Raw genomic sequence first — 19282 nt, forward strand, 5'->3', positions numbered from 1 at the left:
GTCTCAACGCGGGAGGCTTTTCAGACATGGCCGATCGCAGGTTCAGACATGTCTTACGTGGATTTATAAAACCGGTGAAACCAGACGCGCCACTCGCATGCCCAGTTGCTGCAGGCGGTGAGTCGACTTGATGTCTTCACTGGTGATTTCGCGGCTCAACGCGAAGTCGTCCATGAGCATGTGTTCCACATCGGCGGCGAACGCCTGGTCTACCGTGAGCAGCATCACTTCGAAGTTAAGACGGAACGAGCGGTTGTCCATGTTGGCGCTGCCAATTGCGCTGATCTCGTTGTCTACCAATACGGCCTTCTGATGGATAAAACCGGGCTGGTAACGGAACACCCGCACCCCTGCGCGAACCGCTTCGAAGGCATACAGGCTGGACGCGGCGAAGACGATTTTATGGTCGGGGCGCGACGGTATCAGGATGCGCACATCTACGCCGCGTAACACCGCGAGGCGCAAGGCGGAGAACACCGCTTCGTCGGGCACAAAGTAGGGGCTGGTGATCCACACCCGTTCATTGGCGGCATGGATGGCTTCGACGAAAAACAGCGAGCAGGTTTCGTAAGGATCAGCCGGGCCGCTGGCCATGAATTGGCAGAGCACCCCCGTCTCAGGGTAACTCTTGGGCAGGATCAACGGCGGCAATTGCCGCGATGCCCAGAACCAGTCTTCAGCAAAAGATTCCTGCAAGCAGGCAACCACCGGGCCGCTAACTTCGACGTGGGTGTCTCGCCATGGCGAGAGCGGAGGCTTGGCGCCGAGGTATTCATCGCCGACGTTGTGCCCGCCAACAAAACCCAACAGGCCGTCTACGACCACCACTTTGCGGTGGTTGCGGAAGTTGATCTGGAAGCGGCTGATCCAGCTGCCGCGTGTGGCAAAGGCGTAGGTTTGCACTCCACCGGCACGCAGTGTTTCGCCGTAACTTTTGGGCAAGGCGTGGCTGCCGATGCTGTCGTACAGCACATACACCGCGACGCCTTCGGCAGCTTTTTCCAGTAAGAGCGCCTGGAGTTTTTTGCCAAGGTCGTCGTCGTGAATGATGAAGAACTGCACCAGCACGACTTTTTCAGCGGCGCGAATGGCTTTGAAGATCGCGTCAAAAGTGGCGGTGCCATTGATCAGCAACCGCACGCTGTTATTCGCCAGGCACGGCATCCGCCCCAATCGAGGCATGGCGCGCAACGAGCCATAGGCTTTGGAGTTTCGAGCGGTGAGAGCTTCTTCAACCCAGGGGCGCCAGTTCAAGTCACTGATGGCCTCACGCATTTCTTGGTTGGCTTCGCGGCGCGCTTTGATGTAATCGTCAAAGGTGCTGCGGCCAAAGATCAGATACGGGATGAGCGTCACGTACGGAATAAAGAACAATGACATGGCCCAGGCAATGGCGCCTTGTGCTGTTCTGACGGTTAACACTGCGTGCACGGCGGCAATCAAGCCTAAACTGTGGAGCAGTAAAATCAGGTATCCAATGACGTGCGGGCCTAAAAAATCCATGCGTATCCTTACTCCTCAATGTCCAACGCTAAGTACAACAGACCGTGTTCTGATGCGAATGTGCTATTTCGGTTCTAGTGCAACACTCGCGATCATTCGGCGTCTAACGCTGACAATTCCATAGGAGTGACTTAATGAATGTTCGTCTGCTAGGGGTGTTACTAGCGTGTGGTTTTTCGATCCCTGTGGCCCAAGCGCAAATGCTGCAGCCGGGCCTCTGGGAAGTGACCTCGAGCAATATGCAGGTAGACGGCCAACAGTTGCCAGACCTGCAGGTAATGTTAGGACAGTTTCAGAACATGATGACCCCAGAGATGAAAGCTCAGCTGGAAAGCCAAGGCGTCACCCTGGGCGGTAAAGGTATCCGTGTATGCCTGACACCCGAACAGGTGCAGTCGGATGATATTCCGCTGGCCGATCCCAAGTCCGGGTGCAATCAGCAGATCACTGAGCGTAGTGGAAATCAGTGGAAGTTTCGCTTTAGTTGCCCAAATGCTCAGGGGGCTGGAGTCGCCACATTTGCCAGTGACCGTGAGTTCACCACCGCGGTGATCGGCTCATTCAATGCAACGGGCGTTGCGCAAAAAGGCAGCATGGACACGCGTGCTGTGTGGCTGGGGCAAAACTGCGGCGCCGTTAAACCCCGCACATAATTCAGAAGGGCCGCGCAACGTGTTCCACGCGGCGCGGCTCTTCCATTGGTTTAACGCGCTTTCCAGTTCCAGCGACTCTCTGCCACAGCGTCATGGCTGTGCAGACTCTCAGCGTGAACCACCTTCAGATTAAAACCCTGCACCCCTGGCACTGCCTTTAGTGCCACATTCAATCGCCGCGCCGCGTCCTCACAAAACATCAAGTTCTGCCCGTTGGCCAAGGCGAAGGCTTGTTCGTCAGCACGTTTCACAGCGGTTTGTACGGCGGTGCCCAACGCCGCTTCGGCCTGATTAATGATCACTTCAATCGGCAGCGCTCGCTGATCGTTGCTGAGCTGGGTTTGCAAAATTGCTGTGCTTCTTTGGCTGTGAGGCGTCGCCACAATGCCCTGCGAACTGCCTAGCCAAGCTAAAACATCGGCGTGTTCTAACGGCTTATTGGCGAAGTCATTCACGAATTGCTGCTGAATAAGTTGGCGAGCCAGGGCCGCCGAGCAGGGGCAAGTCGATGAGTAGTTCACTTCAATTTTTAGTTCCACGTGGAACATTCCGTTTTTCAGAGACGCATCGATGCTCACCGGGTAGGTCTTCCAGCCACTCAATGGGCTGACCAACGCCGGACGTTTCAATAGCATCTGGGTGTGGATTCGCAGGTAGGCACAGATCGATAAATCATCGTGACTGTCGAGAAATTGCTGCAAAACTTTTTTCAAAAGTAGCGGGTTCAGGTCCTGCGACTCGAGCATTTCGAGCGCTAAATAAAGTCGTGACATATGAATACCACGCGCCTCGCCATCGTCCAGACTCACGCCGGCGTCGGCTGTTGCCGTGAGCCGCTGACCTTCAATAACAATCGGCAAGGCAATGCCACACATCCCGACCCAGTCGAGTGGAACAATTTGTCGGGCGTTTTGTGAAGCAATGTCGGGAAGGGTTAAAGCATTCATAAAGGTCTTCCATCGAGAGGTTGGCTTAATGTTACAAGATAACAATTCTTATGCTTTGTATTGTTATAATGTATCATTATCGGCAGGCCCGAATAGGGTCAGTCGTCAAGCGGGCGCTTTGACCTGCCAACCCTGATGAGGAAGTCCCATGCGTAAACGTCTACCAGTGACCGTGTTGTCTGGTTTTCTCGGTGCAGGAAAAAGCACCCTGTTGAATTACATTTTGCGAAACCGCGAAGATTTGCGCGTGGCGGTCATCGTCAATGACATGAGTGAAATCAACATTGATGGTGGCGAGGTTCAGCGAGACGTCAGCCTGAACCGAGCCGAAGAAAAATTGGTTGAAATGAGCAACGGCTGCATCTGCTGCACCTTGCGTGAAGACCTGCTGGAAGAGGTCAGCAAGTTGGCCAATGACGGCCGCTTTGACTATTTATTGATCGAATCCACAGGCATTTCAGAACCGTTGCCAGTGGCTGAAACCTTTACCTTCCGCGATGAGTCGGGCCAAAGCCTGGCTGATATCGCCCGCCTGGATACCATGGTGACGGTGGTCGATGGCCTGAATTTTCTGCATGACTATCAAGCCGCAGAAAGCCTGGCGTCCCGTGGCGAGACCTTGGGCGAGGACGATGAGCGCTCGATCACTGACCTGCTGATTGAGCAAATCGAGTTCGCTGATGTGATTTTGATCAGCAAAATTGACCTGATCAGCAGTGTTGAGCGCCAGGAATTAATCGCCATTCTTGAGCGTTTGAATGCACACGCCGAAATCATCCCGATGGTGATGGGCGAAATCCCGCTGAAAAAAATCCTCGATACCGGTCGTTTTGACTTTGAGCGCGCGGCTCAAGCACCGGGTTGGCTGCAAGAACTACGCGGTGAGCATGTGCCTGAAACCGAGGAATACGGCATTGCTTCTACGGCTTATCGCGCGCGCCGTCCGTTTCATCCCGAGCGTTTTTTCAACTTTATTGACCGCCCCTGGACCAACGGCAAATTGCTGCGTTCCAAGGGCTTTTTCTGGCTGGCCAGCAAGTATCAGGAAGCGGGCAGTTGGTCGCAGGCCGGAGGTCTGATGCGCTACGGATTTGCCGGGCGTTGGTGGCGATTTGTGCCCCGTGAGCAATGGCCGCAAGACGCAGAAACCAAGGCCGAAATTCTTAAAAAATGGCTGCCGGAGACTGCCGATTGCCGTCAGGAACTGGTGTTTATCGGTCAGCACATCAACTTTGCCCTGCTTTCGGCCGAGCTGGATGCCTGCCTGCTCACGGACCAGGAAATGGCCCTCGGCGTAGAGGGCTGGCAACAACTGAATGATCCGTTCGGCGACTGGTATGAAGAGGTGGCGGCATGAGTAACGTTGTACGACTGATTCGGCCGTTGGTCGGACATGTCAGTGGGCAAACGCCTGAAACCATGACGCGGATCCTCGACGATGAGGTCAATCTGGCTGTTTGGCAGCGCCAATTACCGGTGCACATCAGCCATTTTGCAGAACTGTTGCTCTCGCTCGGTGAGCCGCTGGCGGATGCCTTGGTGCTTGAGATGGCCGATGAAAATGCCCAGCCCAACCTCAAGGGCCTGGCCTCCCGGTTTAACGATCTGGACGGCTATGAGGGCTTCATTGCTGATATTTCCTGGCTGGTCAGTGCCTACGCCTGTTTATTAGGCGCAAAACGCGTGGGCCTGCGTCTCAGGGCCCTGGATAAGGCCATGTGTCCACGGTTTCACGTCGACCATGTGCCTGTCAGGCTTATTACCACGTACGCAGGGCTTGGGAGCCAGTGGTTGCAGGAAGGCGTGATGAACCGTCGTCATCTCGGTCAGGCCCAGGCAGAACCCGCCGAGCCATCGCGCATTGAGCAGGTGAACACCGGTGCTGTGGCGTTGCTCAAGGGCGAAAAATGGCAGGGTAACGAGGGCGCGGGGTTGATTCATCGTTCGCCGGCCCTGGCAGAGGGTGAACGGCGACTGATTTTGACCCTGGATTGGCTGGCCTGAGGCATATTGCTGCTTTCGATCAAAACAGAAGCTGGCGATGATGTTGCAGAACATTCCTACCCACGTAATTGCCGGGCCGTTGGGCGCCGGCAAAACCAGCCTGATTCAACACCTGATGACGCAAAAGCCCGCCGACGAGCGCTGGGCTGTACTGGTCAATGAGTTCGGCCAAATCGGCCTGGATGCGGCCCTTATGGGCGCTGGAAGCGACGCCATAGCCATTGCCGAAGTGGCCGGTGGTTGTGTGTGTTGCGTCAACGGTGCGCCGTTTCAAATCGGTTTGAGCCGTCTCTTGCGCAAGGCCCGCCCTGATCGCTTGTTTATCGAGCCGTCGGGGTTGGGGCATCCCGCGCAAATTTTAAAACAGCTCAGTGAAGCGCCCTGGTTGGGCGTGTTGGCGTTGCAGCCGTGCGTGATGGTGCTCGATGCACAGGCGATGGCTCAGGGAAAAACGCTCCCCGAAACCCAGCAAACAGCCCTGAAAAGTGCCGGTTTATTGGTCATGAATAAATCTCATAGTGTGCAAAAAGAGCAACGTGAGCAGATTGCATACGGCCTGCCAAAGTGCCCGATTTTATGGGTAGAGAATGGCCGAATCCCTTTAAAATCGCTGTCTGTAGCCGACATGAAAGATATTCATCCTGTGGATAAGTTATTGATTTATAAGGATATTATTCAGATTGGCAGTGTTTTTACTGACCCCGGAATCCCTATTCTGCAGGCTCAGCTTCAACCTGAAGGCTGGAGTGTGGGGTGGCGCTGGCATGCCTCGCGGCAATTTGATGTGAGTCGCTTGCAGCAGTGGTTGAAAAGCCTCGATTGGCGGCGCGCCAAGCTGGTTGTCAGGGCTTCGGAGGGCTGGTTTTCAAGTAATTCTGTGGATAACTCGCTGCAATCGTGGAAGCCCAGCGAGTGGCGCCAGGATTCACGCCTTGAACTGATCTTTGAGCAGCCGCAAGACCTGGAGGTGCTCCGCGCCGGGCTGCAAAGTTGCCTGATGAAGGAAGGGGGCTGAGCCAAGAAGGGCCTGAAACCCAGTGTTTACGGGGATTTTGTGCTGGTAAAATTGTCTTACAATTTAAACTGTGTGCAGCCGTTCTGACGCTTAAAAATCTGCGCGAGGCGTCTAAATCAAGGGTTTCAGCGGAGTTATCCACAGGCGTACTTAACTCGCGATTTTCTGGACAACCAGAAGATCGCGAGGCAAGCGCAGACAGGTGTGGGCGTTATAGAGGCGGCTCAGTGCCGGGTCTTGCTGTGTTCCTGGCGCCATTGGCTGAGTTCAATCACCTGAGCGCTGTGCACGACCGCTGGCTCAGGTTCTTCCTCGGCCCTGACCGGGTAGGGCGGCAGATCAATTTTGGCGCTGTGGGCGCCGAACTGAGTGATGGTCCCGGTATGGCGCTGATCGCCGGTGACTGTAAATTCGAAGTTATACACACGGGCCAAGCGCTTTTGCCCATTGGCATCAGCGATAAAGCCAATTTTTTTCAGCGCCACGTTGTCATCGAGCAACTCGATATCGAGTTTTCGACAATGCTGTTTGACCCGTTCGAGCGCACGCTCACGCAGGCCGTGGTTGTGCCACAGCCAGGCAGCGCCCGTTGCCAGCAGCATCAGCACAAACATATTTCCCAGGGTCAGCATTCAATGCGCTCCAACAGATTGGGTTCAGCTTAACTGTGTCTTCAGCCTGTCGTACAGGTCATGTTTAGTCGCATACTGCGTGGCTTGAATCCACTAGCAGTCTGGAATCCGGCATGAAACGTACACCTCACTTACTCGCCATCCAATCCCACGTGGTTTTCGGCCATGCCGGCAACAGCGCAGCTGTGTTTCCTATGCAGCGTGTTGGCGTGAATGTCTGGCCTCTGAACACGGTGCAGTTCTCTAACCACACTCAGTATGGTCAGTGGGCGGGCGAAGTGTTGGCCCCAGAACAAATTCCTGCACTGGTTGATGGCATTGCCGCGATTGGCGAGCTGGGCAACTGTGATGCCGTGCTGTCGGGCTACTTGGGCAGCGCCGCGCAAGGGCGGGCGATTCTGCGCGGTGTGGCCCGTATCAAGGCCACCAACCCGCATGCGCTGTATCTGTGCGACCCGGTGATGGGGCACCCGGAGAAGGGCTGCATCGTGCCGCAGGAGGTGAGTGATTTTCTGCTCGACGAAGCGGCCGCCGTCGCTGACTTCTTGTGCCCTAATCAGTTGGAACTGGACAGCTTTTGTGGCCGTGCGCCGCAATCACTCTTCGATTGTCTGGCGATGGCGCGCAGCCTGTTGGCGCGTGGGCCAAAAGCGGTGTTGGTGAAGCATTTGTCGTATCCCGGCAAGCCTGCAGAAAGCTTTGAGATGCTGCTGGTGACTGCCGAGGGCAGTTGGCATCTGCGCCGCCCGCTGTTGGCCTTCCCGCGTCAGCCAGTGGGTGTGGGCGATCTGACGTCCGGGTTGTTCCTGGCGCGCGTGCTGCTGGGTGACAGCCTGGTGGCGGCCTTTGAGTTCGCGGCGGCAGCGGTGCATGAAGTGCTGCTCGAAACCCAGGCCTGTAGCAGCTATGAGTTGCAACTGGTGCGTGCCCAAGACCGCATTGCCCATCCGCGTGTGCGGTTTGAGGCGGTGCCGATCAGTTTGTAAGCTGCCACTTTAGCCAATGCCCTGTAGGAGCGAGCTTGTCTCGCGATCTTTTTGATCGTTTAAAAGATCGCGAGACAAGCTCGCTCCTACAGAGGTTGGTCGGTGTGGCTTACAGCGTTTCGTCTTTCAATTCGCGATAGCGTTGCTCCAGTTCCTGACGGATCTGGCGACGTTGCTTGCCCTGGATAAAGCGGCGTTTATCTTCGCTGTTCAGTGGCTGCAAAGGTGGTACAGCCGCCGGTTTACGGTCGTCATCAACCGCCACCATGGTGAAGAAGCAGCTGTTGGTGTGGCGCACTGAACGTTCACGAATATTTTCGGTGACCACTTTGATCCCGACTTCCATCGAGGTGTTGCCGGTGTAGTTGACCGACGCCAGGAAGGTCACCAGCTCGCCGACATGAATCGGCTCACGGAAAATAACCTGGTCCACCGACAAGGTGACCACATAACGCCCTGCGTAGCGGCTCGCGCAGGCGTAAGCGACTTCGTCGAGGTACTTGAGCAGGGTTCCGCCGTGAACATTGCCAGAGAAGTTGGCCATGTCCGGGGTCATCAAGACCGTCATCGACAATTGGGAGTTTCCGGGTTCCATAGCAGCAGGCTCGCGGTTGTGTTGCAGCAGTGAAGTGGGCATCTCTGCGGACGCTTTGTGATTTTTTGAAACAGTTAATAACGGGACGCTGTCGCTTTGGCTGTCGTCACGCTCTGTTGTATCTGTTTCCATATATTGCACCGCCTTTCAGCCAGAAGTCGCGCTGTTAGCGTGCAAATGTCCTTCGTTCGGACAATTCCTACACTTAAAACAATTGAGATGCGCAGCGTATCAAGCTGGGTCTGTCGTTTTGTTGCCGGGTAAAAATTATAAAGGAGCGTCACGCCATGCATGCCATCAGCTTTATCCAGGATTTGGCAGTCATCATGCTGGTCGCAGGCGTGGTGACTATTCTGTTCCACCGGTTCAAGCAGCCGGTGGTGCTGGGTTACATCGTGGCAGGTTTTATTATCGGTCCGCACACCCCGCCTTTTGGCCTGATTCACGATGAAGAAACCATCAAGACCCTGGCCGAACTCGGGGTGATCTTTTTGATGTTTTGCCTGGGGCTGGAATTTAGCCTGCGCAAACTGTTCAAGGTCGGGGCCACCGCGTTTATCGCAGCGTTTATGGAAATTACGCTGATGATCTGGATCGGCTACGAAATTGGCCGCTGGTTCGACTGGAACACCATGGATTCGCTGTTCCTGGGCGCGATCCTGGCGATTTCCTCGACCACCATCATCGTGAAAGCGCTTAACGACCTGAAGATGAAAAACGAGCGCTTCGCGCAGCTGATTTTTGGCGTGCTGATCGTGGAAGACATCTTGGGCATCGGGATCATAGCCTTGCTCTCGAGCATCGCCGTGAGCGGCAGTGTGAGCCCGGAAGAAGTCTTTTCGACGGTCGGCAAATTGTCGCTGTTCATGATCGTCGCGCTGGTCATCGGCATCTTGCTGGTGCCGCGCGTGCTGGCCTATGTGGCCCGTTTTGAAAGCAACGAAATGCTCCTGATCACCGTGTTGGGCCTGTGTTTTGGCTTCTGCCTGCTGGTGGTCCGGCTGGAATACAGCATGGTGCTGGGCGCCTTCCTGATCGGCGCGATCATGGCCGAATCGCGCCAGTTGCTGAAAATCGAACGCTTGATCGAGCCAGTACGTGATCTGTTCAGCGCGATCTTTTTTGTCGCCATCGGGCTGATGCTCGACCCTGTCATTTTGATGGAGTACGCACTGCCAATCGTGGTGATCACCGTCGCGGTGGTACTGGGCAAGATGCTTTCGTGCGGGCTGGGCGCCTTTATCGCCGGTAATGACGGACGCACCTCACTGCGTGTCGGGATGGGTCTTTCACAGATTGGCGAATTCTCATTCATCATTGCGGCGCTAGGCATGACCTTACAGGTCACCAGCAGCTTCCTGTATCCCGTAGCGGTCGCCGTATCGGTGCTGACCACCTTGATGACGCCTTATCTGATTCGCGCCGCAGATCCGCTCTCGCTCAAGCTGTCGCACGTGGTGCCGGGGCGTGTGTCGCGGGTGTTTGGGCTGTATGGCGAATGGTTGCGCAGCATTCAGCCGCAAGGCGAGGGGGCTTTGCTCGCGGCGATGATCCGCAAGATCTTGCTGCAGGTGGGTGTCAATTTGGCCCTGGTGATCGCTATTTTCTTTGCCGGCGGCTTTTTCGCCCCGCGGATCGCGCGTTACCTACAGGGCTGGATCCTGGAGCCGAGCTGGCAAAAAGGCATGATCTGGGGCCTTGCCTTGCTCCTGTCGCTGCCGTTTTTGATCGCGGCGTATCGCAAGCTCAAAGCGCTGTCGATGTTGCTGGCCGAGATGGGGGTTAAACCGGAAATGGCCGGGCGGCACACACAGCGTGTGCGTCGGGTGATCGCTGAAGTGATCCCGATTCTGTCGTTGCTGGTGATTTTTCTGCTGCTGTCAGCCTTATCGGCGAGCATCTTGCCGACCAACGAACTGCTGATCGTGATTGCCGTGGTGGCAGCGGGCGTTGCGGCGGTGTTGTGGCGCTGGTTTGTGCGTATTCACACGCGTATGCAGGTGGCGCTGCTGGAGACGCTGGATAACCACAAGGAAGGCAGCCACTGAAAACTGTGTAGGAGCGCGCTTGTCTCGCGATCTTTTGATCGTTTAAAAGATCGTGAGGCAAGCTCGCTCCTGCAGGGTGTTTATCAGCTTTCCAGCCAGACGTCGCGGGCCCAGTGCCAAACCGACTCCCAGGTTTCTTCGGTGACCAGCTCTTCTTCTGCGGACCACAGCACCACGGTGCCGTCTTCTTCGACGCAGTAGAAGTCGTCACCGTCCTGGCAGATGGGGATCAGGCTGCGATCAACGCCGGCATCCCAGGCGTTCGCTGCCACATCCGGCAAGTAGGTGTGGGACTGAGGGTCGGTCACGGTGACCGGCTCCAGGCTGCCATAGACAACGTCGCTGACAGTCAGCAAAAACTCCCGGAAGACAAAAGGAATATCGATGAACAATTGTTCTTCGATTTCGACCAGCAGGTCCTCGTCAGGCAGTTCCAAAGGAACAGGTACCGGTTCGTTGGCTTCACGTAATTGTTCGATAATTTCTTCCACGACCTCAATCCTCATGCTCTGTATGGCGCGGTTTATATGACGGGCTTTATACAGTAGCTCGTTATAAGTGCAATCGTGAAATGCAAAGCCCCGGACAAGTCCGGGGCTTTGGTTACAGCATGTAATACCTGAGGGATCAGCCGTTCTGGCGGATACCGGCAACCAGCCAAGGCTGGTTCTCGCCTTGTGGGCGTTCCATGTTCCAGCTTTCGCTGAACGCTTCGCCTTGGTCGAAACGCGAGTTCTTGGATACGCCGCTGAAGGTCAGGGTGGCGATCGTCTTGTCGGCGCGATCATCCACACCTTCAAGTTGAACCTGCAGATCGTCGATGTAGGTCGACTGGAAGCCGTCGCCCAGCTCCGCACGCTCGCGCTTGAGGAACTCAAGCATTTGCGGGGTCACGAACTCGGCGATTTTGTCCATTTCGTTGGCATCCCAGTGCTGTTGCAGGGATTGGAAATGGTTACGCGCAGCTTCCAGGAAGCTTTGTTCGTTGAACCAGGCCGGTGCGTTGATCACCGGACGGGCTGCGGCAGGAGCAGCCGAACCGCCGAAGATCGAGTTCAAGGCTGGCTTTTGCTCGAACACTTCGCGCTGCATCGGTGCATGGCCAGCTGGCGCCATGTCAGCTTGTTGCTTGCGTCGACGCGCGGCAATGAAGCGGAAGATCACAAAGGCGATGACCGCCATGATCAGGATGTCGAAGAACTGCATGCCCTGGAAGCCGCCACCCATGAACATGGAGGCCAGCAGGCCGCCAGCCGCGAGGCCAGCCAGGGGGCCGAGCCAGCGCGAAGCACCGCCGGCTTTGGCAGCGGCGCCCGCAGCGCCTGCGGCAGCAGGAGCTGCTGCGGCTGGAGCCGCTTGGCGAGTTTGATGGCTTGGCGCTGAACCGGCGCTTTTGCCGCCGCCGAAGCGTTTGGCGTTCGCGTCGAGGCTCATCGTTAAACCGATGCACAACGCCATGGCGATGCTAAGAAAACGTTTCATAAAGGGAGTTCCCATTTGTGGATGACACGCGCGCCATGTTGCACAGGTGAGGTGTGACTGGCTAGCAGTGAAATGTTTCGGGCTTTTGCCTGATTGGGTGTAGGAAGGTTCTCTGTATCTTGTGGCTTCTGTGAAAAATACAAGATCGCAGGGCCAGCCAGAGTCTTTTTTGGCTGTTGCCGCAGGCTGTAATGTCGGGCCTAACGCTTGAGCACCAGCATCACCACACCTGCGGTAATCAAGCCGATACCCCCCCATTGGCGCAGGTCGAGTCTTTCACCCAGTAGCACTACACCAATGATCGCCACCAGTACCACGCTGAGCTTGTCCACCGGTGCGACCAAAGAAGCAGGGCCCAGTTTAAGGGCGCGAAAGTAGCAGATCCACGACGCACCGGTGGCCAGGCCAGAGAGCAGTAAAAACAGGTAACTGCGTGGTGAGATCGATCCCAGGGGCTGATATTGCCCGGTGGCGTACAGAATCAGGGCCAGACTCACCAGCACCACAAGGGTGCGCAGCAAGGTGGCGAAGTCCGAATTGACATTCTCGATGCCGATTTTGGCAAAAATTGCCGTCAGCGCCGCAAACGTGGCTGACAACAAGGCCCAGAATGTCCAGGAAGAGAAAAAACCTGAGCCCATATTGCCTACCTTACCGTTGAATGGCAGTCAGTTCTTGTCAGACGGCCTCGAGCTTGGCGTAGCCCATCATCAGCCACTTGCTGCCGTCGGGGAAGTTCACCTGCACCCGTGCCTGTGCGCCGGCGCCTTCAAAATTAAGGATCACGCCTTCACCAAACACGGCGTGCTTAACCAACTGGCCCAGTTTGAATTCGGTTTCGGGAATCTCCGAACCGCCGAACAGCGTGCTGGCGCTTTGTTTCTGGCCGCCGAAAGGGCGACTAACACTGTTGGACAGACGAACTTCCTGGATCAGACCTTTTGGTACTTCACGCACGAAGCGCGAAACCTTGTTGTAGGTTTCGGCGCCATAGAGGCGTCGGGTTTCTGCATAGGTCATGACCAGGTTGTGCATCGCCCGGGTGATGCCCACGTAGGCCAGGCGACGTTCCTCTTCAAGGCGGCCAGGCTCTTCCAGGCTCATCTTGTGCGGGAACAGTCCTTCTTCCATGCCCACCAGAAACACGTACGGGAACTCCAGGCCTTTGGCGCTGTGCAGCGTCATCAGCTGGATACCGTCTTCGTGCTCTTCAGCCTGGGTATCACCGGCTTCCAGCGAGGCATGACCGAGGAAGGCGGCCAGAGGCGACAGCTCTTCGTCTTCTTCATTGCTTTCGAAGTTGCGCGCCGCGCTCACCAGTTCCTCAAGGTTTTCTACCCGGGCCTGGCCTTTTTCACCTTTCTCCGCCTCGTGGTAGGCAATCAGCCCACTTTGCTCGATCACGGTCTGGGTCATCAGGTGCAGCGGCATGTCCATGACTTTGGCGGCGAGGTTCTCAATCAGCTCGATAAAGCCTGCGATGGCGCCAGAGGCACGGCCCGGCAAGGCTTTATTGGCGATCAGCTGGCGCATGGCTTCCCACATTGACACATCGCTGTGACGGGCGTGCTCGCGGATGGCCTCGACGGTTTTTTCACCGATGCCCCGCGCCGGAACGTTGATCACCCGCTCCAGTGCCGCATCGTTGCCGCGGCCTTCGAGCAAGCGCATATAAGCCATGGCGTTTTTGATTTCAGCGCGTTCAAAGAAGCGCTGGCCGCCATAAATACGGTACGGGATACGCTCGCGCAGCAAGGCTTCTTCCAGCACCCGCGACTGGGCGTTGGAGCGGTACAAAATAGCGATGTCGTTGCGGGCCAAACCGGTGTTCAACGCGCTCTGGATGGTTTCGACCACATAGCGGGCTTCATCATGCTCGTTGAAGGCCGCGTACAAATTGATCGCTTCGCCATCACCGCCGTCGGTCCACAGCTCTTTGCCCATGCGCCCGCTGTTGTTGGCAATCAGGGCATTAGCGGCTTTGAGGATGCCGGCCGTGGAGCGATAGTTTTGCTCCAGACGAATGGTTTCGGCGTCCGGGAAGTCGGTCGAGTACTGGTAAATGTTTTCGATCTTGGCGCCGCGCCAGCCGTAAATTGACTGATCGTCATCGCCCACCACCATCAAGCTGTCGCCACCTTTGGCGAGCAAACGCAGCCAGGCGTATTGCACGGCGTTGGTGTCCTGGAATTCGTCGACCAGGATGTGCCGGAAGCGTTTTTGGTAATGTTCCAGCAAGCCCGGATGGTCGCGCCACAGATCGAGGGCACGCAACAGCAGCTCAGAGAAGTCGATCACGCCTGCACGCTGGCAGGCGGCCTCGTAGGCTTCATAAATGCTGCGCATGGTGCCCAGGAACAAATCGCCGCTGGCTTGAATGTGCTGTGGGCGCAGACCTTCATCTTTCTGGCCGTTGATAAACCATTGGGCCTGACGCACCGGCCAGCGCTGCTCATCGAGCCCCAAATCACGAATCACCCGCTTGACCAGGCGTTGCTGGTCATCGCTGTCGAGAATCTGGAAGGTCTGGCTCAAACCGGCTTCTTGCCAGTGAGCCCGCAGCAGGCGGTGTGCCAGGCCGTGGAAGGTGCCCACCCACATGCCGGCCGGGTTGATTCCCATAAGCTGCTCGATACGATGACGCATCTCGGCAGCGGCCTTGTTGGTGAAGGTCACCGACAACACGGAGTGCGGGGATGCGTTTTCGACCTGGATCAACCAGGCGATACGGTGCACCAGCACACGGGTTTTGCCGGAACCTGCGCCGGCCAGGACCAACTGACGCCCAATACTGGCCGTGACGGCCTGACGTTGGGCATCGTTGAGGGAATTTAATAAGAGAGAGAGATCTTCGCGCATCGACGCATTCTAGGGTGCCGGGGCAAACCGGGCAAACACCAATCCAGTTCTGTTGGGCCGTCTGTCGTGGCGTTGTGCCAAACGTCAAAAAAGAGTGTCTACAGGCCGTTACGTCATTGGTTTGGTTAACTGCAATAATGTCGTCTATTTTTTGACGTCTCATCGTGTGGTCGTGGGCACTGCTTGTGTATGCTCGGGCGACTTTTTGGCTCATCTCCCTTGAATAAGAACGTTGCCGATGAATCAGAGTTTTACCTCCCTGGGGATTTATTCCGGCTTAGGATTCGGGCTTTTTCTGGCTCTGCTGGGTGCATTCGTCTGGCGAATCGATCTGATTAATCAGCGTCGCAAAGTACGTAATAAAAAATTCAAAAGCGTGTTCGAAGAACTGCAGGACGCCAATTTTCGCAGTGAGCAGCTCAACGCTGAACTTGCCCGCGAGGTCGAGCAGCGTCGGCTGGCGTCGACGGTGTTCGAGGCCGCCAGCGAAGGCATTGTGATTCTTGATCCCACCTACAAAATGCTCACGGTCAACCAGGCGTTCAGCCGGATCAGCGGGTATGCCGTGGAAGAGCTGGTGGGTCGCCGGGTCGATGAGCTGGCCTGCAGCCGTGATGCGCGGCGGCATTTTCCGATCATTCAGGCCTCGCTGGCAGAGCACGACAGTTGGCTGGGTGAACTGGTAGAAACCCGCAAGAACGGCGAACTCTACCCGCAATGGTTGCAACTCAAGGTGGTGCGTGACGATGCCGCGCAGGTTAGCCATATCGTGGCCTTTATTACCGACCTGTCGGCGCGGCGTATCGTTGAGGCGCGGGTGCGTCACCTGACGCATTTTGATGAACTGACCGGGCTGGCCAATCGGCTGCTATTTAAAGAGCGTCTGGAAGAGGCCAATCAGCGCGTCCGCCAAGGCACGTCAAGAAACCTGGCATTGCTGCACATCGACCTGGATCGCTTCAAGTTGCTCAATGACAGCCTCGGGCCGGAGCTGGCGGACCAAGTGCTGCAAAAAATTGCAGAGCGCCTGACCAAGGCATTGCCCGAAGCCGACACTATTTCGCGCCTCTCCAGCGATGAGTTCGCTGTGCTGTTCGATGCCTACGGCAGCCTGACCAGTCTGGCGCGGGTTGCCACGCGGCTAATGGGCAAGCTGAGCCGGCCAATAGTGGTCGACGGCCACGAGTTGGTGGTGAGCGCATCAATGGGGATCAGCCTGTTGCCCGATGGCGCTCGAGACATCGCCCAGTTGGTCAGTCAGGCCAACAAAGCCATGCAACAGGCCAAACACTTGGGCGGCGGGACGTTTCAGTTTTTCAGTCACAGCTTGCAACACGGCACTCTTGAGCGTTTGCAGTTGGAAAATCAACTGCGCAAAGCCATTGGCGAACGCAAACTCAGCGTTTTTTATCAGCCCAAGCTTTGCCTCAAAAACGGCCGTCTGGATTCCGCTGAAGCCTTGGTGCGTTGGGATCACCCCGAGTTGGGCAGTGTGTCGCCGAGCGACTTTATCGCGCTGGCTGAAGAAACTGGCCTTATCGTGCTGATCGGTGAATTTGTGCTGCGTGAGGCCTGTCGTCAGGCCGCGCAATGGCAAGAGGCGGGGCTGGCGCCAATACGGGTGTCGGTGAACCTGTCGGGCCATCAATTGCGCCAGGGCAACCTGGTTAGCCTGGTGCGCCAGGTGCTGGAAGATACCGGGCTGGCGCCGCACTGCCTGGAGCTTGAGATCACCGAAAGCCAGTTGCTAGAAAATGTCGACTACGTGATCGCCACCTTCCAGCAATTGCATGAATTGGGCGTGAAACTGGCCATTGATGACTTCGGCACTGGCTACTCATCGCTCAGCTACCTCAAGCGCTTTGCCGTGGACTACGTAAAAATTGACCAGACGTTTATCCGTGGCGTGGGCACCTGTGTTGAGGACGATGCCATCACCAAGGCGATCATTGCCATGGCCCACAGCCTGGAGTTGAAAGTGGTGGCCGAGGGCGTTGAAAACGAAGTGCAACTGGCGTTTCTCAAGGAGCATCAGTGCGACGAAGTGCAGGGTTACTTGATCAGCAGTCCGACCAACGCTCAGGCCATGGCCGATTTATTGCGGGCCGGTGTCGCCATTAGGTAGTGGTGAGAAAGGCTACATGCCCGGAAAACACGGCATTTTACCGATAAGGCTTGCGAGACTACGACGTATTGGTTGGGCAAAAAACGAATTCTTGTAGTATAACTACAAGATTGCTACATCCCCGGCGCCCGCCGCTTCCAGACCGAGTCCTGCCTTTTGAACCTGCTGCAACATATCGCCCAGTCACGCCACTTGTTACGTAAATCGGAACTCAAGGTCGCCGATCACGTGCTGCTTGATCCTGCGGCTGTAATGCACAGTTCCATGGCCGACCTTGCTCACAGCGTGGGTATCAGCGAACCCACCATCGTGCGCTTTTGCCGGGCGATCGGCTGTTCGGGGTTTCAGGACCTAAAACTCAAGCTGGCGCAAAGCCTGGCAGCGGGTGCCAGTTTTGGTCAGTTTGCGATTCATGAAGACGATTCGGTTGCCGATTACAGCCTGAAAATCTTCGACACCACGCTGCACACCTTGATGGACGTGCGCGAGAAGCTCGACCCGGTGGCGTTGCAGCAGGCCGTGACCGCCATGTCGCAAGCGCAACGGGTGGAGTTTTATGGCTTTGGTGCATCGGGCGCTGTGGCGGCGGATGCGCAGCATAAGTTTTTCCGGTTGTTGCTGACGGCGGCGGCGTATTCCGACCCGCACATGCAGGCGATGTCGGCGGTAACCCTAAAGCCGACAGACGTGGCCATTTGCATCTCGCAGTCCGGGCGTTCCAAAGACTTGCTGATCACCGCCAACCTGGTGCGTGAAAGTGGCGCGACGCTGATTACCCTGTGCCCAAGCCAAACGCCATTGGCTGAACTGGCGACGGTGAACCTGGCGATCGACGTGCACGAAGACACCGAAATCTATACCCCGCTGACCTCGCGTATCGCCCATCTGGTGGTGATTGACGTGTTGGCGATGGGCGTTGCCATGGCCCGCGGCCCGAGCCTGGTCAACCACCTTAAAAGCGTTAAACGCAGCCTTCGCAGCCTGCGCCTGTCGCCAAAATCGCTGAAAAGCCACGAAGATTAAGAGCGTTGAAGATCCACGGTGGGAGCGGGCTTGCTCGCGATGGAATCGCTGCGATCATTCAGGTAAACCGTGTTGTCTGAATCGCGAGCAAGCCCGCTCCCACAGTTTCATCCCCCTGTCACTGCACGTTCGCAAAGTCGTCACAAACAAAGTCCATCGTGAAACTCCCGTACACGCCTTGGGAGACTCGAAATGGCCCAGCCTTACGAAGAACGCAACAGCGCCGTCAAAACCCGCCGTCAACAAGAAGACCAGCGTCGCATGGCCTTTCGTCGTGCGATTGAAGACCTTACGGACCAGCGTCAGCTGCGCCTGGAAACAGCCGATTACCCTGATATCGCTGCAATCAATTACTGGCAGACCCCGTCGGCAAGTGGCCGTCGAACCGCTCAACCAGCGCGCTGATTTGTTGGCGTTCACTGCGAATAAATTCCAGGAACGCATGCGCCACCGGTGACAGGCGCTTGGCTTTGGCCTGCACCAGGCACCAACTGCGATACAGCGGCAATTCTTCGACCGGCAGCTCATGCAGCAGGCCGGTCGCCAGCTCCAGGCTGACGGCGTGGCGCGTTAACAGCGCCACGCCTAACCCGGCTACTGCGCACTCACGTTGCGACTCGTTCGATGACACTTCCAGGGTTTGATTGAAGTGCACGCGCTTTTCCTTGAAGTACTCCTCACACGCCATGCGCGTACCCGAACCTTGCTCGCGCATCAGCAAGGTATACGGTTCAAGGTCTTGCAAACGCAGCGAACCGCGATCACACAGCGGATGCCCGGCCGGAGCGACGGCGACGATGGGGTTATTCAGGAACGGTAGAAACTCCAGGCCCATGTCCAGCGGCACCATCGACATGATCACCAGGTCATCGCGGTTATCCGAAAGCCTGCGCACGGCTTGTGCCCGATTGACCACCGTGAGCTGCAAATTGACCTCTGGGTGCTGGCGCTTGAAGGCGGCAAATAAATGCGGCACGAAATATTTAGCGCTCGATTCGATGGCCAGTTTCAGTTGGCCTTGCAACGAGCCCAGCATGTCCGACAGCTGCATATCGAGGTTTTCGAGACGCCCGAAAATATCCCGGCTGGCCAGCTTAAGCGCTTCAGCCGCTTCAGTGAGGTAGAGCTTTTTGCCCACATAATCGAACAAAGGCTGGCCAATCAGCTCTTCCAACTGACGAATTTGTAGACTTACGGCGGGTTGCGTCAGCGACATTTCTTCTGCTGCACGGCTGTAAGAGCGCAAATCGCACACCTCATTGAACACCTGAAGTTGACGAAAAGTTATACGCATCAATGACTTACGCATTTTATTAATTTTTCTTAAAGCAAGTGAGTGGCCTGACTATAAGTCTTTGCTTATGGCAGACCCAAGAATTATTGATTTTTGTTTATTCATGCGTAGGACTA

At 56.3% G+C, this 19282-nt stretch carries 17 protein-coding genes and 2 pseudogenes; 9 read left to right on the forward strand and 10 right to left on the reverse strand.

Annotated elements, in window-relative coordinates:
- Positions 1 to 63: 63 nt before the first annotated feature.
- Together cls and GHO32_RS27220 are read right to left on the reverse strand one after the other, a co-directional pair.
- Positions 64 to 1443, reverse strand: coding sequence for a cardiolipin synthase (cls, locus tag GHO32_RS13360; RefSeq protein WP_227024798.1), 1380 nt, complete (start codon positions 1441 to 1443; stop codon positions 64 to 66).
- A pseudogene (locus tag GHO32_RS27220) lies at positions 1442 to 1522 on the reverse strand (hypothetical protein); the annotation flags it as partial. The gene cls and the pseudogene GHO32_RS27220, both read right to left, overlap by 2 nt.
- A gap of 115 nt (positions 1523 to 1637) precedes the next feature.
- Between GHO32_RS27220 and GHO32_RS13365 the strand changes: the two are divergent.
- The gene (locus GHO32_RS13365) at positions 1638 to 2156 is read left to right on the forward strand and encodes a DUF3617 domain-containing protein (protein WP_153334486.1); all 519 of its coding nucleotides are present in this window, start codon (positions 1638 to 1640) and stop codon (positions 2154 to 2156) included.
- Between the two features lie 50 nt (positions 2157 to 2206).
- Here the strand turns inward: GHO32_RS13365 and folE2 are convergent, their stop codons facing one another.
- Positions 2207 to 3103, reverse strand: coding sequence for a GTP cyclohydrolase FolE2 (gene folE2 / locus GHO32_RS13370; RefSeq protein ID WP_153334484.1), 897 nt, complete (start codon positions 3101 to 3103; stop codon positions 2207 to 2209).
- Between the two features lie 148 nt (positions 3104 to 3251).
- Between folE2 and zigA the strand changes: the two genes are divergently transcribed.
- Genes zigA through GHO32_RS13385 form a run of 3 tightly spaced genes read left to right on the forward strand, consistent with a single transcriptional unit; the run spans position 3252 to position 6122 of the window.
- Positions 3252 to 4460, forward strand: a complete 1209-nt coding sequence (zigA, locus tag GHO32_RS13375) for a zinc metallochaperone GTPase ZigA (protein WP_153334482.1) — start codon at positions 3252 to 3254, stop codon at positions 4458 to 4460.
- A complete protein-coding gene (locus tag GHO32_RS13380; protein WP_153334480.1) occupies positions 4457 to 5107 on the forward strand; it encodes a DUF1826 domain-containing protein in 651 nt (216 codons plus the stop codon). The genes zigA and GHO32_RS13380 overlap by 4 nt, the downstream gene beginning before the upstream one ends.
- A gap of 40 nt (positions 5108 to 5147) precedes the next feature.
- Positions 5148 to 6122, forward strand: a complete 975-nt coding sequence (locus tag GHO32_RS13385; RefSeq protein WP_153334549.1) for a GTP-binding protein — start codon at positions 5148 to 5150, stop codon at positions 6120 to 6122.
- A 224-nt stretch (positions 6123 to 6346) separates the two neighbouring features.
- Here GHO32_RS13385 and GHO32_RS13390 read toward each other — a convergent pair whose 3' ends face one another.
- Positions 6347 to 6754 (reverse strand): DUF3301 domain-containing protein, encoded by a 408-nt coding sequence (locus GHO32_RS13390; protein WP_048373496.1) that lies wholly within the window; start codon positions 6752 to 6754, stop codon positions 6347 to 6349.
- A gap of 113 nt (positions 6755 to 6867) precedes the next feature.
- On the opposite strand from GHO32_RS13390, the gene pdxY reads away from it, so the two are divergent.
- A complete protein-coding gene (gene pdxY, locus GHO32_RS13395) occupies positions 6868 to 7740 on the forward strand; it encodes a pyridoxal kinase PdxY (protein ID WP_048373495.1) in 873 nt (290 codons plus the stop codon).
- A 109-nt stretch (positions 7741 to 7849) separates the two neighbouring features.
- On the opposite strand, the gene GHO32_RS13400 is transcribed toward pdxY, so the two are convergent.
- Positions 7850 to 8335, reverse strand: coding sequence for an acyl-CoA thioesterase (locus GHO32_RS13400; RefSeq protein ID WP_048373808.1), 486 nt, complete (start codon positions 8333 to 8335; stop codon positions 7850 to 7852).
- Positions 8336 to 8622: 287 nt separating this feature from the next.
- Between GHO32_RS13400 and GHO32_RS13405 the strand changes: the two genes are divergently transcribed.
- Entirely contained in the window at positions 8623 to 10383 is a 1761-nt protein-coding gene (locus GHO32_RS13405) for a cation:proton antiporter (RefSeq protein WP_153334477.1), read from the forward strand.
- An 83-nt stretch (positions 10384 to 10466) separates the two neighbouring features.
- Here the strand turns inward: GHO32_RS13405 and GHO32_RS13410 are convergent, their stop codons facing one another.
- From GHO32_RS13410 to uvrD, 4 genes are all read right to left on the reverse strand, one after another.
- On the reverse strand, positions 10467 to 10874 hold the full coding sequence (locus GHO32_RS13410; protein WP_048373723.1) for an SMI1/KNR4 family protein: 408 nt from the start codon (positions 10872 to 10874) through the stop codon (positions 10467 to 10469).
- A gap of 136 nt (positions 10875 to 11010) precedes the next feature.
- Complete coding sequence (locus GHO32_RS13415) at positions 11011 to 11865, reverse strand: Tim44 domain-containing protein (protein WP_153338265.1); 855 nt, start codon at positions 11863 to 11865, stop codon at positions 11011 to 11013.
- 200 nt (positions 11866 to 12065) lie between these two features.
- Positions 12066 to 12506 (reverse strand): EamA family transporter, encoded by a 441-nt coding sequence (locus GHO32_RS13420; RefSeq protein ID WP_153336111.1) that lies wholly within the window; start codon positions 12504 to 12506, stop codon positions 12066 to 12068.
- A 37-nt stretch (positions 12507 to 12543) separates the two neighbouring features.
- A complete protein-coding gene (uvrD, locus tag GHO32_RS13425; RefSeq protein WP_153336112.1) occupies positions 12544 to 14724 on the reverse strand; it encodes a DNA helicase II in 2181 nt (726 codons plus the stop codon).
- A 445-nt stretch (positions 14725 to 15169) separates the two neighbouring features.
- On the opposite strand from uvrD, the pseudogene GHO32_RS13430 reads away from it, so the two are divergent.
- The 3 genes and pseudogenes from GHO32_RS13430 to GHO32_RS13440 all read left to right on the forward strand — a co-directional run.
- Positions 15170 to 16849, forward strand: a pseudogene (locus GHO32_RS13430) (putative bifunctional diguanylate cyclase/phosphodiesterase); the annotation flags it as partial.
- Between the two features lie 156 nt (positions 16850 to 17005).
- Positions 17006 to 17872, forward strand: coding sequence for a transcriptional regulator HexR (gene hexR / locus GHO32_RS13435; protein WP_048373728.1), 867 nt, complete (start codon positions 17006 to 17008; stop codon positions 17870 to 17872).
- A 192-nt stretch (positions 17873 to 18064) separates the two neighbouring features.
- Positions 18065 to 18277, forward strand: coding sequence for a PA3496 family putative envelope integrity protein (locus GHO32_RS13440; RefSeq protein ID WP_153336114.1), 213 nt, complete (start codon positions 18065 to 18067; stop codon positions 18275 to 18277).
- Here GHO32_RS13440 and GHO32_RS13445 read toward each other — a convergent pair.
- Positions 18219 to 19181 (reverse strand): LysR family transcriptional regulator, encoded by a 963-nt coding sequence (locus GHO32_RS13445; protein WP_153336115.1) that lies wholly within the window; start codon positions 19179 to 19181, stop codon positions 18219 to 18221. The genes GHO32_RS13440 and GHO32_RS13445 overlap by 59 nt on opposite strands.
- Positions 19182 to 19282: the final 101 nt, after the last annotated feature.

Source organism: Pseudomonas sp. FSL R10-2189, assembly GCF_009600325.1.
Lineage (GTDB): Bacteria > Pseudomonadota > Gammaproteobacteria > Pseudomonadales > Pseudomonadaceae > Aquipseudomonas > Aquipseudomonas helleri.

What these genes read in the sequence shown, in the direction of transcription:
- GHO32_RS13365 (WP_153334486.1), top strand. Translation starts at nt 1,638, where the DNA reads ATGAATGTTCGTCTGCTAGGGGTGTTACTAGCGTGTGGTTTTTCGATC.
- folE2 (WP_153334484.1), bottom strand. Translation starts at nt 3,103, where the DNA reads ATGAATGCTTTAACCCTTCCCGACATTGCTTCACAAAACGCCCGACAA.
- zigA (WP_153334482.1), top strand. Translation starts at nt 3,252, where the DNA reads ATGCGTAAACGTCTACCAGTGACCGTGTTGTCTGGTTTTCTCGGTGCA.
- GHO32_RS13380 (WP_153334480.1), top strand. Translation starts at nt 4,457, where the DNA reads ATGAGTAACGTTGTACGACTGATTCGGCCGTTGGTCGGACATGTCAGT.
- GHO32_RS13385 (WP_153334549.1), top strand. Translation starts at nt 5,148, where the DNA reads ATGTTGCAGAACATTCCTACCCACGTAATTGCCGGGCCGTTGGGCGCC.
- GHO32_RS13390 (WP_048373496.1), bottom strand. Translation starts at nt 6,754, where the DNA reads ATGCTGACCCTGGGAAATATGTTTGTGCTGATGCTGCTGGCAACGGGC.
- pdxY (WP_048373495.1), top strand. Translation starts at nt 6,868, where the DNA reads ATGAAACGTACACCTCACTTACTCGCCATCCAATCCCACGTGGTTTTC.
- GHO32_RS13400 (WP_048373808.1), bottom strand. Translation starts at nt 8,335, where the DNA reads ATGGAACCCGGAAACTCCCAATTGTCGATGACGGTCTTGATGACCCCG.
- GHO32_RS13405 (WP_153334477.1), top strand. Translation starts at nt 8,623, where the DNA reads ATGCATGCCATCAGCTTTATCCAGGATTTGGCAGTCATCATGCTGGTC.
- GHO32_RS13415 (WP_153338265.1), bottom strand. Translation starts at nt 11,865, where the DNA reads ATGAAACGTTTTCTTAGCATCGCCATGGCGTTGTGCATCGGTTTAACG.
- GHO32_RS13420 (WP_153336111.1), bottom strand. Translation starts at nt 12,506, where the DNA reads ATGGGCTCAGGTTTTTTCTCTTCCTGGACATTCTGGGCCTTGTTGTCA.
- uvrD (WP_153336112.1), bottom strand. Translation starts at nt 14,724, where the DNA reads ATGCGCGAAGATCTCTCTCTCTTATTAAATTCCCTCAACGATGCCCAA.
- GHO32_RS13440 (WP_153336114.1), top strand. Translation starts at nt 18,065, where the DNA reads ATGGCCCAGCCTTACGAAGAACGCAACAGCGCCGTCAAAACCCGCCGT.
- GHO32_RS13445 (WP_153336115.1), bottom strand. Translation starts at nt 19,181, where the DNA reads ATGCGTAAGTCATTGATGCGTATAACTTTTCGTCAACTTCAGGTGTTC.